This is a genomic window from Sporosarcina sp. NCCP-2222 (assembly GCF_023168145.1).
Classification (GTDB): domain Bacteria; phylum Bacillota; class Bacilli; order Bacillales_A; family Planococcaceae; genus Sporosarcina.
Map to the genome: position 1 here is coordinate 80,689 of NZ_BQYK01000012.1, position 14,990 is coordinate 95,678.

Annotated in this window: 15 protein-coding genes; 10 read left to right on the forward strand and 5 right to left on the reverse strand. The window is 44.5% G+C overall.

Going from position 1 to position 14,990, the window contains the following annotated elements; translation table 11 throughout:
- The first annotated feature begins 185 nt into the window (after positions 1 to 185).
- Both NCCP2222_RS19130 and NCCP2222_RS19135 read left to right on the forward strand, forming a co-directional pair.
- The gene (locus NCCP2222_RS19130; RefSeq protein WP_248513983.1) at positions 186 to 935 is read left to right on the forward strand and encodes an SDR family NAD(P)-dependent oxidoreductase; all 750 of its coding nucleotides are present in this window, start codon (positions 186 to 188) and stop codon (positions 933 to 935) included.
- Between the two features lie 294 nt (positions 936 to 1,229).
- On the forward strand, positions 1,230 to 2,819 hold the full coding sequence (locus NCCP2222_RS19135) for a malate:quinone oxidoreductase (protein WP_282570738.1): 1,590 nt from the start codon (positions 1,230 to 1,232) through the stop codon (positions 2,817 to 2,819).
- Between the two features lie 162 nt (positions 2,820 to 2,981).
- Here the strand turns inward: NCCP2222_RS19135 and NCCP2222_RS19140 are convergent, their stop codons facing one another.
- The 4 genes from NCCP2222_RS19140 to NCCP2222_RS19155 form a co-directional block, all read right to left on the reverse strand.
- Entirely contained in the window at positions 2,982 to 4,082 is a 1,101-nt protein-coding gene (locus NCCP2222_RS19140; protein ID WP_248513986.1) for a DUF4179 domain-containing protein, read from the reverse strand.
- On the reverse strand, positions 4,079 to 4,633 hold the full coding sequence (locus NCCP2222_RS19145) for a sigma-70 family RNA polymerase sigma factor (protein WP_248513987.1): 555 nt from the start codon (positions 4,631 to 4,633) through the stop codon (positions 4,079 to 4,081). The genes NCCP2222_RS19140 and NCCP2222_RS19145 overlap by 4 nt, the downstream gene beginning before the upstream one ends.
- A 153-nt stretch (positions 4,634 to 4,786) precedes the next feature.
- Positions 4,787 to 5,458, reverse strand: coding sequence for a VC0807 family protein (locus NCCP2222_RS19150; RefSeq protein WP_248513988.1), 672 nt, complete (start codon positions 5,456 to 5,458; stop codon positions 4,787 to 4,789).
- Positions 5,455 to 6,204 (reverse strand): MerR family transcriptional regulator, encoded by a 750-nt coding sequence (locus NCCP2222_RS19155; RefSeq protein WP_248513989.1) that lies wholly within the window; start codon positions 6,202 to 6,204, stop codon positions 5,455 to 5,457. The genes NCCP2222_RS19150 and NCCP2222_RS19155 overlap by 4 nt, the downstream gene beginning before the upstream one ends.
- Before the next feature lie 138 nt (positions 6,205 to 6,342).
- On the opposite strand from NCCP2222_RS19155, the gene NCCP2222_RS19160 reads away from it, so the two are divergent.
- On the forward strand, positions 6,343 to 7,098 hold the full coding sequence (locus tag NCCP2222_RS19160; protein WP_248513991.1) for a DUF5694 domain-containing protein: 756 nt from the start codon (positions 6,343 to 6,345) through the stop codon (positions 7,096 to 7,098).
- Between the two features lie 30 nt (positions 7,099 to 7,128).
- On the opposite strand, the gene NCCP2222_RS19165 is transcribed toward NCCP2222_RS19160, so the two are convergent.
- Positions 7,129 to 7,869 carry a hypothetical protein gene (locus tag NCCP2222_RS19165; RefSeq protein ID WP_248513992.1) on the reverse strand — a complete coding sequence of 247 codons (741 nt, stop codon included), beginning with the start codon at positions 7,867 to 7,869 and terminating at the stop codon, positions 7,129 to 7,131.
- Between the two features lie 156 nt (positions 7,870 to 8,025).
- Between NCCP2222_RS19165 and NCCP2222_RS19170 the strand changes: the two genes are divergently transcribed.
- From NCCP2222_RS19170 to splB, 7 genes are all read left to right on the forward strand, one after another.
- Complete coding sequence (locus NCCP2222_RS19170; protein WP_248513993.1) at positions 8,026 to 9,180, forward strand: PstS family phosphate ABC transporter substrate-binding protein; 1,155 nt, start codon at positions 8,026 to 8,028, stop codon at positions 9,178 to 9,180.
- 40 nt (positions 9,181 to 9,220) lie between these two features.
- On the forward strand, positions 9,221 to 10,246 hold the full coding sequence (locus tag NCCP2222_RS19175; RefSeq protein ID WP_248513994.1) for a helix-turn-helix domain-containing protein: 1,026 nt from the start codon (positions 9,221 to 9,223) through the stop codon (positions 10,244 to 10,246).
- A gap of 61 nt (positions 10,247 to 10,307) precedes the next feature.
- Positions 10,308 to 10,781: a GNAT family N-acetyltransferase gene (locus tag NCCP2222_RS19180; protein ID WP_248513995.1), complete on the forward strand. Its 474-nt coding sequence runs from the start codon at positions 10,308 to 10,310 to the stop codon at positions 10,779 to 10,781.
- A gap of 113 nt (positions 10,782 to 10,894) precedes the next feature.
- The gene (locus NCCP2222_RS19185) at positions 10,895 to 11,875 is read left to right on the forward strand and encodes an ABC transporter ATP-binding protein (RefSeq protein WP_248513996.1); all 981 of its coding nucleotides are present in this window, start codon (positions 10,895 to 10,897) and stop codon (positions 11,873 to 11,875) included.
- A complete protein-coding gene (locus NCCP2222_RS19190; RefSeq protein WP_248513997.1) occupies positions 11,872 to 12,648 on the forward strand; it encodes an ABC transporter permease in 777 nt (258 codons plus the stop codon). Before NCCP2222_RS19185 ends, NCCP2222_RS19190 begins: the two co-directional genes overlap by 4 nt.
- Positions 12,649 to 13,437, forward strand: a complete 789-nt coding sequence (locus NCCP2222_RS19195; RefSeq protein WP_248513998.1) for an ABC transporter permease — start codon at positions 12,649 to 12,651, stop codon at positions 13,435 to 13,437. It abuts the gene before it with no gap.
- 103 nt (positions 13,438 to 13,540) lie between these two features.
- On the forward strand, positions 13,541 to 14,569 hold the full coding sequence (gene splB / locus NCCP2222_RS19200; protein ID WP_238079754.1) for a spore photoproduct lyase: 1,029 nt from the start codon (positions 13,541 to 13,543) through the stop codon (positions 14,567 to 14,569).
- Positions 14,570 to 14,990 lie beyond the last annotated feature (421 nt).

Here is a 14,990-nt window from a genome sequence, read left to right on the forward strand (position 1 = left end):
TCGGATGAATCAAAATATATCACAGGCCAAACGATTAAAGTGGAAGGCGGCCATTACATTGGAAATCCATCCATTGCCGACTTCAATACGTTCATGAGTAACATGCAATCTAAATAAGATTGTCCTCGTTTTAATTGCAGGATGGAAGCAAGTTGTAGAACCATACTAACGAATGAGGTGTTCATATGAGATTGGAAGGTAAAGTTGGAATTGTTACAGGCAGTGCTTCCGGGATCGGACGCGGCATCGCGCTTGCTATGGCAAAAGAAGGGGCCCATATTGCGATCGTAGATATCAATGAGGAAAAAGGGCAGAAGACGCTTGAAGAAATCGCTCAATATACGGAAGGGATGTTGTTCATACGCGATATTTCCAAGCCGGAAAACATTGAAGCGATTGTCAATGAAGTAGTAGCCAAGTTCGGTAAATTGGACATTCTCGTCAACAATGCCCATGCATCGAAACAAGCGCCATTTGTGGAGACGACAATGGACATGTTCGATCTATCCTTTAACACAGGATTCTATCCGACATTCCACTTCATGAAAGCAGCCTATCCTGAATTGAAGAAAGCAAAAGGGAAAGTGATTAACTTTGCTTCCGGCGCTGGTATTTCAGGCCAGCCGACACAAGCTTCCTATGCGGCTGCCAAAGAAGCAATCCGTGCGATTACCCGTGTAGCGGCAAATGAATGGGGGCCAGATGGCATCAATGTCAACTTGATTGCGCCAATTGCCCTTACAGAAGGGGTACAAGCTTGGAGCCAATCAGCACCTGAACTCTATGAGAAAATGGTTAACAACATTCCGCTTCGCCGTCTTGGTGATCCAGAAGGCGACATCGGCCGTACTGCTGTATTCCTGGCCAGCCATGACTCGGATTATATTACAGGCCAAACGATCATGGTCGATGGCGGTTCCATCAAAATCTATTAACACATACAAAGAAAAAGGCTGAAATCATACAGGTTTCAGCCTTTTTTTGAGTCATACGGAAATTGCCGGATACGGGATGGCATGCGGAAAAAATCTATGTTTCTTCTCTGCTTTTTTCTCCTGAATGAAATGAAAAGGCGAAGAAGCAGTTCATATTTATCTTTACCAACGATTGTGCTATACTATTATAGGTTTACACTGATACAGAAAAGGTTCATAGGTCACGTCTTGGCCTGTTGCATCATTAGGCGTGAGGACCCATGTCTTTTTCTGAAAATCTTAACATATAAGGATATGGTAAAAATGAGCAACAGAGAAACCAATAAAGACGTCATTTTAATCGGTGCAGGAATTATGAGCGCGACTTTGGGGACCTTGCTTAAAGAATTAAAGCCAGAATGGAATATTACTGTGTTCGAGAAGCTTGCAGAAGCAGGCGTAGAGAGCTCGAATGAGTGGAATAATGCCGGGACAGGACATTCGGCATTATGTGAGCTCAACTATACAGTTGAGAAATCCGATGGCTCCATGGATATTAGCAAAGCGATTAATGTAAACGAGCAATTCCAGCTTTCCAGACAGTTCTGGTCGTATCTCGTGAATCGTGAACTAATCCGCAACCCAAAAGACTTCATCATGCCGCTGCCTCATATCAGCTATGTACATGGAGAAGATAATGTAAAGTTTTTGAAGAAACGTTTTGAAGCGCTGTCCAATAATCCGCTGTTCAAAGGGATGGAATTCTCCGACCAGCCGGAAACATTGGCGGAGTGGATGCCACTTATGATGAAAGACCGGAAGATTACTGAACCACTTGCAGCGACAAAAATCGATTCAGGGACTGACGTCAATTTTGGTTCGTTGACGCGCATGTTGTTTGATCATCTGAAGGACAATCAAGTCGATATTCATTATAACCATAGCGTTACAAGCCTAAAGCGCACAACTGACGGGCTATGGGAAATGAAAGTGAAGAACTTGAACAGTGGGGCAGTTGAACGCCACACAGCTAAGTTCGTATTTATCGGTGCTGGCGGAGGTAGCTTGCATTTACTTCAAAAATCCGGCATTCCAGAAGGAAAACATATCGGGGGCTTCCCGGTCAGTGGTATCTTCATGGTTTGTAAAAATCCGGAGGTTGTGGAGCAGCATCACGCAAAAGTGTATGGCAAAGCGTCTGTTGGCGCACCACCAATGTCCGTACCGCATTTGGATACACGTTACATCGATAATAAGAAGTCATTGCTGTTCGGACCGTTTGCAGGCTTCTCACCAAAATTCTTGAAGACAGGTTCCAATTTGGATTTGATCACTTCCGTGAAACCAAATAACCTCTTCACGATGTTAGCTGCGGGCGCGAAGGAAATGGCGCTTACCAAATATTTGATTCAACAATTAATGTTGTCGAAAGAACAGCGTATGGAAGAATTGCGCGAGTTCGTTCCGGACGCCAAGAGTGAAGATTGGGACCTCGTCGTTGCAGGCCAACGGGTTCAGGTCATCAAGGATACGGAAGCCGGCGGCAAAGGAACTCTTCAATTTGGTACGGAAGTTGTAAGTGCAGCAGACGGATCTATCGCTGCATTGCTCGGTGCATCACCGGGAGCTTCGACGGCGGTTCACGTCATGTTGCAGGTCATTAAAAAATGCTTCCCGCAACATGTGAAAGAATGGGAACCGAAGATCAAAGAGATGATCCCATCCTACGGTATTTCGCTTGTTGATCATCCAGAGCTTTTCGATGAGCTTCTCGATTCTACCGCCACAGTTCTTGGTTTGAGCGAAGATGAGCCTAAACCGGAAATTGCAAACCCGCAAGAGGTAGAAGAACAGCTTGAAGAATTGGCAGAACACCAAGAAGTAGAGATTATTGAAGAAAATTAATAAATTTAAAGCACAAAGAACCTTCTCCCGGGTGGATGAAGGTTCTTTGTTATTTGGTCCTAACTAATCTGGATCTTAGTCAGACACCTAGGTCATGATAGGCTCCACTAGTTATTCACCGATTACACAAGAGGAAGGAGGTGGTTTCCCTTCCTATATTCATTACTTTTCTATTGGAACGACAATCGGTTCAATTTCATATGGTTCTTGTATCGGAATAAGATCACTGCCGTTTTCTTTATCAAGTTCATAAATGTTTACACTCGGTGTTATATAGAGGGATGTCGCACGCTCATCAATAAGCGACATGGTGATCCTCGGCGTACTCGTTAGATTATGGTCAATGAAGTCGGAACTGTGCCCAATATCTTCATAACTAATTATGTTATATTCATTCCCTACATCATCTGTCACCTTATAGTCCATGAGTATACCACGCCATTCGGTATCCTGCTTTGTGACAGTCGGAATGTCGACGCTCTCCGAAAGATAAATTGTTGTAGATACCGGAGTAGCAGTCATTTTTGTAAGTGCAATATTGATTCCGTCATCTGTAGATACTAATTCAGAGCCAACATAGTCCTTTGAATGAGCCTTCAATTTATTCAACGTAAACTCATACGACCACTCGCCAGAAAAGGAATTCGATACATTAGACAAATCAAGTACTTGTTCGCCTCTCCAAGTTACGTGAATCTCTTCCGGTTTTGGACCTTTAATTAATTGGTAAATTAATAACCCGGCATATTCGTTCTCACTTATTTTTTTGGAAATATACTTTGGAGCAAAGCCATAGTCCTTATACTCATCACCAAATTCTACGGCATCTAACATACCTTCCAGTATGGGCCTTGTTCCCAAATCTTTTTCGCTCACCATCTTATAGGCAATCGAGATGCTTTCCCCGTCGTAGACAGCATTCTCGACAGCCAGAGAAATGCCATTGCTTTCTTTTGTCACCCCTATGTCTGTTGCATATGTCTCATATTCTTCAAATACATAGCTTTCATCGTCTGCAAACATTTCAAAGAGATTGCCGATAATCGGCAGTTTTGCTGCAAATGTAGGAAACGCAAAACCAGATGCAACTGTCGTCGCCAAGACAAGGGCGGCAGCTGCCGGGATTAGTTTAGGAACATGAAGTTTCTTTTTCTTTCTCAACACATTCCCTTTGATCCGGTTCTTTTCTGCCTCACTAACATTCAGCGGTTTCGTATCATAGTCAATTTTCAACTCGTTAAACTGGCGGTATAGATTTTTCATGTTAATACTCCTCCCATGTGAAACTGCTGCAAGCGCTTTTTTCCTCGATATAAGCGATTATCAACGGAAGCCTTCGTCACGCCTAATTGTTTGGCAATTTCATCGTTCCTCATATTTAAAAAGTATTTCATCGTAAAAATATCGCGGTCCATTTGGGGCAGCTTGGCCATCATGGAAAGAAGTTCTTCCGTGGAGGATTGAATAAGGAATTCATCCTCAGCAGATTTTACTTCCAGCTGCTGTTCATCAATAACGGCGGCCACAGGAGTTTTGGCAAGGGATCTTTGCTTATCGATTGCTTTAAACTTTGCAATGGTGCAAATCCATTTTCGGAAGTCTTCTGGATCACCGTTGAATTGTTTAGCATTTTCAAAGGCGCCCATGAACGTATCACTGACTCCTTCTTCAATCAGATGCGGGTCGTTGTACGACTGAAGTGAATTGTAGATAATCGCTTTCACGAGTCCGGCGTATTCATCGATGACGTACTCCAATGCGTCTTCTTTGCCCCTTTTGAAACGTTTTATGAAATTTTCTTTCGTCACTCGCATGTACATTTCTCCTTCTTGTGTAAAGGCCCTTACACTACATACATCGGTTCGGGTGAAATTAATTCTCAACATTTTTGAAATCATTTTTTGTCATCAGGATTGTAATTGCTCTTGGATAGTTGTCGTGATTACCTAATATACAATAAAAACACATCAGGTGAGCGTCTGATGTGCTTTATCTTCAACCGAAGGTGGGCAATTGTTCTTTGAGGCTTGAGCCTTTGAAACCTGTACTACTTTGCGGCCGATATATAAATTGAGCGAAGTGATAACAATGCTAAAAGTACCTCCACTGATTTTTAAATAAACTAGCATATGCCCATAACTATCTACTCCATAAGAATTCAATAACCAGGCTTTAAGAGAGTTTTGAACGATTCCGCGTATTACAAGGAGCAGTGTGACAAGCTGAAACCAGTTAAATAGCTCTCGTGAAAAGAATAGCTTTTTGCTTAGTTCACGGGGATGCCCGAGCATGTATGCAAAATCTACCCCAAAATACAGTCCCATAGGTTTCTTGAGGAGGATGGAAATTAGATACAGGAAGGCATAGCCATAGCCAAGATAGACTTGATTCCAAAGCATGCGCTCTGCAGACCCGGAAAGAAGATTCACCAACGTGTCTAGTAAGAGGGAGGCAAGTATGAAGGTCCCTGTTATGTTGAATTGACGTTCGTTAATGAAACGGAATAGTGTGTAAAGTAATCCAGGCACTGTTGAAAGAAGGAGGGCTGCATAATCGCCCAGAGGTTCACGTCCATAATTCCAGATGAAGTAAGGAACTGCCATGTAAATGAGCAGGTCATAAACAATCATTTTCTTCATGTTACTTGCCCTTCTTTTTGCGATTTATAATAATAGGCGATGGCTTGTTCAATAAACGCAGCTATCCTCGGTTCGAAATAATAAAACCCCGACACTTCCTGGTGTTTGCTCATAGCCCAAACTTTGTTGGCCAGTTTCAAGTTGCCTTGATATGACTGTTCGACAAAATCGATCCACCGTTTAGCCAATTGCTGTGCCAACGGGCTCTTCGGACATTCATCCGCATGGAGGCGTGTCTCTCTAAACAAATGGAGTGCTATTAAGGCTGCCTCGCTTTTGTCCCCTAAGCCCGGAAGTTTTTTCAAAATATCCTTCTCTTCTGATGTGAAATGCTGATTCCATAGCCGATCAATGGCTTCCTGTTTAGAGGGATACGAATAAAAGGAGCTGAATACAGATTTCCAATCCGTCGGCTGTTCTAGCTCCACTAAGGTAAGTAGTGCATGAATGGAAGCCTCCATCTTCTTTAACTTTTCTTGCTCCATTTGAATCATTTGAAGCCGCATCCCTAGTACATCTTGAACCTTTATTTGGTGATCTACCATAGCCTGTTGTATCGTATCGAGCGGCAGCCCGATATTACGAAGCGTTAAAATATAATGAAGCCTGGAGACATCTTCTTCCTCGTAAAGCCGATGGCCGGCTGCATTTTTCTGTGCCGGTGGCAATAAACCAATTTCATCATAATAGCGGAGTGTCCTGACAGTTACATTGCTGATGTCCGCTAATTCCCCAATTGTATACATCTCTGTACCTCATTCCCATTGTTTTCTACCACCTATTATAGAACCTTCCGTTACGTGAGATGCAAGAGTTTTTAGAAAGTAATTTGATTTCAATTCTTTTACTATGGTAGGATTGGAAAAGAATAGGGGGAAGGAACAATGGATAATAAAATAGAGAATGCTAAACCAAGAGTGATGTTAGTCGGCATGTTTCATATGGGGGAGACACCCGATATGTATAAAGTGGAGGTAGATAATCTTCTTACTGAGAAAAGACAGCGCGAGATTGGCGAGGTAGTCGATAGATTAGGTGAGTTCAAACCAACCAAGATTGCCGTAGAACTGGAGAAGAAACATAATGTATGGTTGAATGACAAATACAAGTCTTATCTTGAGGGTACATATGAATTGGAGGTCTGCGAAATTGACCAGCTTGGCTTCCGGCTGGCGAAAAAAGCGGGTCATCCTGAAATTTATGCAATTGACTGGATGGGGCAAGGTTCATCTCGTAAAGACTTCGGGGAAGTGTACGAATGGGCAAAGAAACACCAGCCGGCATTGTTCCAAGACCTTTTTGGTTGGCTGGAAGAAAGTCCAGTCACCAGAGGCTTAGGAAGTAAAAGTGTTCTGGAAATGCTTCAAGAAATTAATGAAGAAGAATTATTCCGGAAGATTCATCAAACATACTTGAACATGTCCCGATTAAAAACAGAAGAGGAATACGTCGGAATGGATTGGTTGAACTGGTGGTATGAAAGAAATTTGATTCTTTATTCCAACCTAACTGATTTGGCATCTTCTTCTGAAGAGCGGATTCTTTTCCTTGTTGGAAGCAGCCATATTGAAATCGTTTCAAACTTCCTGCGTGAAAGCGGAGAGGTAGTTGTAGAACCAGCCTTGCCGTATTTAACATAAAGAAAAAGGGTGAGAAAGGAAAAACCTTCTTCACCCTTTTTGCTTTTTCCATACGAGAAAAACAGCCGTCCCGTAAGCGAGTAGTTGCAGGAGTAGCGATAGTTGAATTTGCATCGGCATTGCTATGAATCCGCTGCCCATGCGGAAGATCGTTAGTAATGCGAATAAGAGAGGAACTATCAAGAAATATACCCAACGGTCGTACCCGTTTTTGGCGACTTTCCACGCGACAATCCAACTGCCTATTAACATGACAAGCGGCAGTAGAATGAACGAAAACAACATAGAAAAGTGCGAGGAATAAAATGAGTATGGGACAACCTGTATGACATCCAGCACAAAGAGAAGGGTTGCCCACATAGTTGGGATGAACACCAAGATCAGCAACAATTCCTCTTTCTTTCCGCGTTTTGAAGACGTGATGAGTTCCTTGGATTCTTTATTTTTCTCCTTAGGTTCAATTGATAAAATCGTTCCCACTATGTAAAGTAACGGAATGATCAAGAGAATAGGTATTCCGGCACAAAGCGGTGAAATCAGTACAAGCCAAAGAATAAAAAAGGCTAGCCACCGTTTGCTTGATCGAAATGCTACAAAGTAGAAGGCGATCCATTGAAGCACGAATGCCAACCCAACTCCCAGAAGAATGATATTTCCTATATGTTGGGGTGGGCTGGAAAATCCAAATGCCAGGCCTAAAATCAGATAGAACAGCCCCATGGATCCTAAGTTGGCTATGAATAGCAGGGCTACTCCTATTTTTTTCTTCATGTTCAATTCCTTTCTGAATCTAGTGATGTACCGGTAGTATAGCATACAATCATTTGGAACTATGAATTGAGCTGCAAAGAGAAAAACAGAGGGCAGGGGGACCATTCGCCCGCCCCTCGACGTCCTGCTATAATGATAAGAAAAGGGGGATGGGGCATGAAACTATTTGGTAGGATTGCTTCTCTGGCAGGTTTCTCCCTGCTTGTGTCATTCTTTGCAGTGCCAATCGGATTGACTCTCTTGTTTGGCGGGCATGCAGAATGGATGCCTGTCTTGATCGGAGCGTTCGTCGGTTTTATCGTAATTGTTGGCATGTCCATCTTCAATGTCAAACGACGTGCCGTGTTTTATGGCGTTCCCATTGCTATCGTTTTCATTGGATGTGTCGTAGCGGTTCCTGCTCTCTATAAACTGACAAAGCCAGTCGTTGCGACAAGCGATGTTGACTTGTATGAGTATGCCCCGAACGAGCCAGGTTCGAAAGCGGTAGATCTCGGCCGACCGGCTTCCTTCCATGTCGAGCAGGATTTTCCGATAATAGATGGAGCTACCGCCCTCTATCCTGTTTATGCAGCGTTTGCACAAGCAGTCTATCCGAAGCAGAATTACGATCCCTACAATAGCGCAGTCATGTCGAACCGAACAGGAAGTGCATATGAAAACTTATTGGCAGGAGATGTTGATATCATCTTTACGCTTGGTCCTTCTGAAGCACAGCGAGCGCGTGCAAGTGAATTAGGAAAAGAGCTGGTTCTCACACCAATCGGAAAAGAAGCTTTCGTCTTCTTCGTCAATAAGGAGAATCCAGTCAAAGGACTGACACAGGCGGAGCTGCGAGACATTTATTCAGGCAAGTTGACGAATTGGAAAGAGGTCGGCGGAAACCGGTCAAAAATCAGAGCGTTTCAACGTCCTGCGGATAGTGGCAGCCAAACGGCACTGGAGGATTTCATGGACGACGTGCCCATTATGAAGGCGCCGACAGAGGAAGTTGCCGATCTGATGAGCGGCATTATCACATATGTGGCGGACTATCGCAATTACGACGGTGCCATTGGTTATACGTTCCGATTTTATTCTGAATCCATGATCGGCAACAATAATATTCGCCTGCTGGCTGTGGACGGCGCAGAGCCTACTGTTGAAACAATTCGGTCAGGTGCATACCCGATTACACGCGAATTATATGCGATTACGGCAGGTTCGAACAATCCCAATGTAGATGCCTTCATCGATTGGATTTTGTCGGACGAAGGACAAGAACTGGTGGAAAAGACGGGTTATGTCGGTATAAACAGTGCAGCGCATTGAGAAAAAAGAAGCATTAGTTTAGAGAGGAGGGGTTCCAGCCGTGGCATTTGAAAAAGATGATGGACAGAAGAAGCCTATGGTAGTAGTTGACCATGTATATTCGCCGGTCGTTGAGGCGTTATCCCTCATAGGGGTTTTTATGGGGGCAACGAAGAACAAATTTGCTGAAGCGGACAGCGACAAAGTCTGGGCAGAATTATCGACTAAAGCAAAGGAATTTATGGCGACATGGCCAAAATCAATTGATTTAGGATTCTCCCCGTTGCTCAATTTTCTATTGCCGTGTCCGTATTTCCATGATGTCGCAGCATTTGTGGAGGGCGTAGATCGACTAAGCGATGCCGACTATGTATATGATTTCTTTTCAGAATACATCCCTTTGCCTCAAGTCGAAGAATTACTGGAGGCTCCCGCATCCTTGCCGGAATGCGAGGAAACAATTTTGTGGGACACGGATGAAAAACGGGAAGCCGTCATGGAGTTTTTGTCCAACGTAAAGACGTATCGGCGTGGGTTCTCCTCTCTGGTATTGGAGATTAACGCCTCAAGTGAGTTCCAGCAGGCGTTGGAGGCTAAAAAGGAAATGGCGGAAACGGCCATGCAGGAAGTCCAGTCAATTTCGATGGAACCATTGGCGCTCGCACAATACGTCATGGGGAAATCCTTCAAGCGAACGAGCCAGTACAAAATGTATTATTTCATCCCGTCTTATTATAGTTCACCGGGACGCATCCGGCTCTTTAATAAGGAAGTCTGCATCGTCATTTACGGGTGTGCCGTTCCGTTATCTGACACCAGAGATACGAGTAAAGAGCTGGAGTCCCAGCTAAAAGTATTGGCGGACCGGAACCGTCTGCTTATGTTGCGGCTGTTGTCAGGCCAACGGGAATATGGAGCCAAAATCGCCGAATACTTAGGGATCACGACGGCAACGGTTTCCCATCATCTTGAACTATTGAAAAAGGCCGGATTGGTGAAGGAAGAGAAAGTGGGCAATATTAAATACTTCTCCAGTGATCAGGAGAAGGTGGATCAGCTGTTGGCTGAAATAAGAAATTTTATTTAAGTGGTATAAGGTAGGCTCCAATTATTTGTAGTAGTTAAAACAGAGGTAGGTGTGTGTTTTGGTGTTTATCATTGAAAGGGCTAAATTAAGTGATGCAAAATCACTTGCGGAATTATATTGGGATGCTTATTCGGAAAATGAGAAGTTAGGCCTTCCGGCAAGTGCTTCTAGTGTTTCAGTTCAAGAAGTGGAACAGTGGATCAACAATACCATTTTGTTTGTTGCGAAACAACCAAACCCACCTATAATTATGGGTACTGTCCGTCTAAAGTTTAACGAGGATTGGAACTGCTTTGTACTCAGCAGACTAGCGGTAAAATCAGAGCTGAAGGGACAGGGATTGTCTAAGCAATTAATGAAAGCAGCAGAAAAAGCATTAGCAGATAGAAAAGAGAATGTCATTCGTTTGACTGTGGCGCAAAAGCATCCATATTTACCTACGATGTATAAACGAAGAGGATACAACATAGTGGGGGAGCGTAATTTGAATGATCTCTCATACAATGAATTTATTATGGAAAAAGTATTGTGTTAAATACAAAGTGCAGCTCACCAAGGCTGCGCTTTTTTTATTGTTCTCATTGACAAATCCTCTTAATGTATTACAATCATCTAATAAGATATTCGTCTAATATAGGAGGGGATGAAATGGGGGAAACAGTTATCATGGTTTCTAACGTTCGGCGGGTGTATAAGACCGAAGTCGGGCTGTTCAAAAAGACGAAGAAAGAAGTAGAGGCGCTGAAGGGGATTTCGTTCTCCATTAATCGGGGAGAGATTTTCGGTTTGCTCGGACCAAACGGAGCGGGGAAAACAACGATGATCAAGCTGTTGACGACGATGCTCATTCCCGACGGAGGGACGATTTCCATAATGGGGATGGATCCAGTTACGCAGCATCGGAAAGTTAGACCGCATATTAATTTTATTTTAGGCGGAGAGCGGAACTTATATTGGCGGTTGTCCGCTTATGATAACCTCGCCTATTTTGCAGATCTGTACAAGGTGCCGCGAGTTGAACAGAAGAATCGTATTTTGGAACTGCTTGAACTTGTCGGACTTGAGGATGTGGCCCATCAGCGGGTTGAAACGTTTTCCAAGGGGATGAAGCAACGTCTCCAAATTGCGAGAGGGCTTATCAACCGACCCGATATCCTCTTCCTGGATGAACCTTCGATCGGACTCGATCCGGTCAGTGCCAGGCGGCTGCGCGACATTTTACTGAAACTGAATGAACAGGGTACAACTATTTTGCTGACGACCCACTATATGTACGAAGCGGATGAGCTTTGCGACCGGATTGCGTTTATTGATAAAGGGCAGCTGATCACAGTGGATACGCCAGAGAATATGAAACGGCAGACGGCGGGTTTGTCGATTATTGAATGTAAGCTGACTGAAGTAGATGCGGGTAAGATGGAGGCGTTGTCCCGGCTGCCGCATGTCCGTCATGTGAAGCAGGAGCAGGATGACATGATAACGACCATCCGCCTGCAGACAGAAATGCCGCAAGCTGTCATTCCTGCTATCTACCAGCTCGTCGATGAGACGAACATCTCCGATTTGGCAATTATGCAGCCGACACTTGAGGACGTCTACGTACAGCTGGTCGGGGGGCATGCGAAATGATGCGGGCTTTCATGCATACGGCCAAAGTGCAGATGGGCCTGTCGATTGCCCGACCGATGTTCAAATTTGTCATTGTGGTGAATCCGCTGTTCTTGGCGACGTTGGCGTTTTTCATTTATGGCGGTTCCTCTCCCGAGCGAGTGTTCCAATATGTCGTCCTTGGGTCTGGCTTCATGGCTTTATGGTCTTCCATCGTTTATTCGTCAGCGAGCGAAGTACAGCGGGAACGCTTTTACGGGACGCTTGAGCTGCTGTTTGTTGCTCCGGTTTCATTCGCCGCCATTCTGATCGGAAAGATTGTCGGCAATATGATATGGGGATTGATTTCCATGGTCATTGCGTTCCTTTATCTTGTTTTGTTTTTCCGGATTGAAGTGCCGGCAGTTCAGCCGATGTTGTTCTTTGGTTCGTTTGCTTTGGTGCTGATCGCCATTTCGGTCTTTTCATTTTTCCTGGCACTGGCATTTACGCTGTCCCGCCAGACGAATGCCTTGATGAACTTCATTGAATATCCAATTTATCTCGTTTGCGGTTTTTTATTTCCGATCACTATTTTGCCTGACTGGGTAAAGCCAATCTCCTATTTGTTGCCGCCAACGTGGGCGATTGAGCTGCTGCGTCGTGCAACAGATGAAAATGCGACATGGTCCCAGCTGGCTCTTCCGTTTTCCTTCTTGCTTGGACTTGTATTGGTTTATATCGGGTTCGGTTACGTATGCTACCGGGCGGTCGAGCACAAAGCCCGCATCAATGGGAAATTGGGGGTGTATTAAATGGAAGCGGTGCAGCGGTTTTTTCGTCACAGTGTTTTATCCTATAAGGCGTTGTTCGGTTGGCTGGATCCGAAAGTGTATATCTTCGTTATGGTATTAAATCCGTTCAGCCAACTGCTCTTTTTTGCGGTGCTTGTGAATTATGTGTACGGAGGGGAAGGACTCGCGGGTTATATCGCATCCAATGCCTTACTGCTATGCGTCATGAATTCCGTATTCGGTATAATGTCCGTCATCACATCGGATCGTGGGATGGGCACGCTCCAGCTTGTCATGTCTACTCCTTCAAGCAAAGCGCCACTTTTTATTTCTAGATCGCTCGCACATGTGGTGAATGGCATGTTCACCGCTGTGATGGGCTTGTTATTCGGAATACTGCTGTTTGGGCTTTCAATTCCGTTTGATGCGCTGTTATCACTGCTTGTGATTTGGCTTGTGTCGATTTTCTCTGCCTGTGGTTTAGGTCTGATCATCGCTACATTTTGTTTATGGTCGCCTTCCATGCATATGTGGTCCAATTTGCTTGCAAGTCTGCTGCTGTTAGTAAGCGGGGCCAACTATCCGCTCTCTGTCATGCCCGCCTGGCTAGAGCAAGTGGCGGTGTTCATGCCGCTTACCAGAGGTGTCCGGTTGACAAAAGACATAGTAAATCAAGGCGACTTTTCACAAATGGCAACTCTATTGGGTCAGGAATTTCTGTTAGGCTGCTTGTTTTTTGCCATCAGCCTGGTGTTGATTGCCTACGCAGAATATTTGGCGCGCGTCAAAGGGACGATGGATTTGGAATAAATCAAGGCATTGTGATGCTTTGTATAGAAGAGTTACGAAACGAGCAAACAGGTGGCATAATTCCTTCCTCTTTAAACACTCTACATATGAGGGAGGTTGGAATATGAACAAACCTTTTATGCCGCAGCTTGTGTATTTTGAGCCAAATGCGCTCGATTATCCGCTGGGAAGAGAACTGAAAGAGAAATTTGAAAAGCTGGGGACTGAAATTCGGTTTACAACATCCCATAACCAGGTGAGGAACCTTCCGGGAGAAACGGATGCGCAAAAGTACAGGATGGCAAAATCCACATTGGTCGTCGGGATTCGGAAGACATTAAAGTTTGATACGTCTAAGCCATCCGCTGAATACGCTATTCCTTTTGCGACGGGTTGCATGGGCCATTGCCATTATTGCTACTTGCAGACGACGATGGGCAGCAAGCCGTATATCCGGACGTATGTCAACGTCGAAGAGATCTTGGAAGCCGCAGACAACTATATCGCGGAGCGTGCCCCGGAAATAACCCGTTTTGAAGCGGCCTGTACATCTGATATTGTGGGTATTGATCACCTGACCCATACATTGAAACGGGCGATCAATCATTTTGGACAAACGGAGCTTGGCCGACTGCGTTTCGTAACGAAGTTCCACTATGTCGATCATTTGCTGGATGCCGAGCATAATGGGCATACGCGATTTCGCTTCAGTGTGAATGCCGATTTTGTTATAAAAAACTTTGAGCCAGGCACCTCGCCGCTGGATAAACGGATTGAGGCGGCAGGAAAAGTCGCGAGGGCCGGCTATCCTCTTGGGTTCATCGTTGCTCCTATCTATTTGCATGAAGGATGGGAAGAGGGCTATCGTCATTTATTTGAACGACTGGACGCGGAGCTGCCGCAAGACGCGCGGGATGATATCACGTTCGAGTTCATCCAGCATCGCTTCACTAAGCCGGCAAAGAAAGTTATTGAAAAGAACTACCCCAAGACAAAACTGGAGCTCGACGAGGAAAAGCGCCGTTATAAATGGGGCAAATATGGCATTGGCAAGTATATTTACCCGAAGAACGAAGAGGACGCCATCAAGGAGCATGTCTTCGGCTATACCGAAGCGTTCTTTCCAAATGCCAAAATCGAATATTTTACGTGAGGTCTATTTATATCAGGTGAAGAAAAACATGCCGTTTTTCTTCATCTGGTTTTTAAATCAATAACGTATGTGTTGGAAAGGCCGGATCCTCGATTAAAATTTCCATAGCACCCAGCTCACTCGTATGATTAAACCAACCGGCCGTATTCGCATCAATTGCGGGAGTGCTCATAAATAGCCGGGAAGTGCTCGTATCTTCATTAGTTTGCTCGTAATTCCGCGGGAACACCTCGTATATACAGGAAACTGCTCGTATATTCCTAATAGTGCTCGTATATCCGCAAGACTGCTCGTAAGCTCCAAAAGAGTGCTCCTATATCCGCCGATTTTATTCAAATGGATCAGCCAATAGTCAAGTCCTTAATCTTGTGTAAATTCCCTTTCAATGTATCCAGCTAATTAATTTCAATCCACTATACTT